Here is a 1,233-nt window from a genome sequence, read left to right on the forward strand (position 1 = left end):
ACGAAGGCCTGTGCGAGCGGCCAGTCATCGGTGATCGACAGGTCGATCCGCGCCTCGAAGCCAGCAGGCGTCAGGGCCTGGAGCCGCGCCAGCGCGCCGCCGGTCAGCTGCATGGTCGGCCGCCCCCCCGGCAGGTTGACCACCCCCATGTCGCGCCACCAGACGCCGAGCCTGATGCCGGTGCCGAGCGCCTTCGAGCAGGCCTCCTTGGCGGCAAAGCGCTTGGCGTAGGTCGCCACCACCATCTTCTCGTTCTTGGCGCGCCGCTCCGCCTTGGCCCGCTCGGCCGCGGTGAAGATGCGGTCGAGAAAGCGCTCGCCATGGCGCTCGATCACCTTGCCGACGCGGGTGATGTCGATCAGGTCGGAGCCGATGCCGATGATCATGCCCGGCTCCGGCCGCGGTCCATCGCCGCGCGCATGCTGCGCACCGTCTCGGCAAGACCCACGAACAGCGCCTCGCCGATCATGTAGTAGCCGATGTTGAGCTCCATGATCTCGGGCAACGCCGCGATCGTCTCCGCCGTCGCATAGTCGAGCCCGTGGCCGGCGTGGACCTCCAGCCCCGCGTCCTTCGCCAGCTTCACGCCCGCCATGATCCGCTGCCATTCGGCGTCGGCCTTCTCGGTGTGGCCATCGACCACGGCGTCGCACCAGGCGCCGGTGTGAATCTCGATCACGGGCGCGCGCAGCCGCGCCGCCATCTCGATCTGCGCGGGGTCGGCGGCGATGAACAGCGAGACGCGGATGCCGGCATCGTTCAGCCGCGCGATGTAGGGCGCGAGCGCATTGTGCTGGCCGACCACGTCCAGTCCGCCCTCGGTCGTCACCTCCTGCCGGCGCTCCGGCACGAGGCACACCGCATGCGGCCTGGTGGCGAGCGAGATGCGCATCATGTCGTCGGTCGCCGCCATCTCGAAATTGAGCGGCTTGGAGATCTCGGCCTTCAGCCGCGCCATGTCCTCGTCGCGGATGTGCCGGCGATCCTCGCGCAGATGCGCGGTGATGCCGTCGGCGCCGGCCTCGATCGCCAGCAGCGCGGCGCGCACCGGATCGGGATTGCGGCCGCCGCGCGCGTTACGCAGGGTCGCGACATGGTCGACATTGACGCCGAGGCGGAGCGGAAGTGCTGGCATTGCAAGGCTCACAAATTCGAAGGACAGGCGAATACGAAGGGCGCCTATCCATTAACACGTTCGACGCGGGCGACGACCGCCTTCGCGCGCAACTGGGC

At 69.2% G+C, this 1,233-nt stretch carries 2 protein-coding genes; both read right to left on the reverse strand.

Features of this window, described 5'->3' with window-relative positions; genetic code table 11:
- On the reverse strand, positions 1 to 386 hold a 386-nt coding region (acpS, locus tag AC1D00_RS41760; RefSeq protein WP_477014725.1), incomplete at its 3' end, for a holo-ACP synthase.
- A complete protein-coding gene (locus AC1D00_RS41765) occupies positions 383 to 1,135 on the reverse strand; it encodes a pyridoxine 5'-phosphate synthase (RefSeq protein WP_477014726.1) in 753 nt (250 codons plus the stop codon). The genes AC1D00_RS41765 and acpS, both read right to left, overlap by 4 nt.
- Positions 1,136 to 1,233: the final 98 nt, after the last annotated feature.

The organism is Bradyrhizobium sp. P2_E8 (assembly GCF_056403875.1).

What these genes read in the sequence shown, in the direction of transcription:
- AC1D00_RS41765 (WP_477014726.1), bottom strand. Translation starts at nt 1,135, where the DNA reads ATGCCAGCACTTCCGCTCCGCCTCGGCGTCAATGTCGACCATGTCGCG.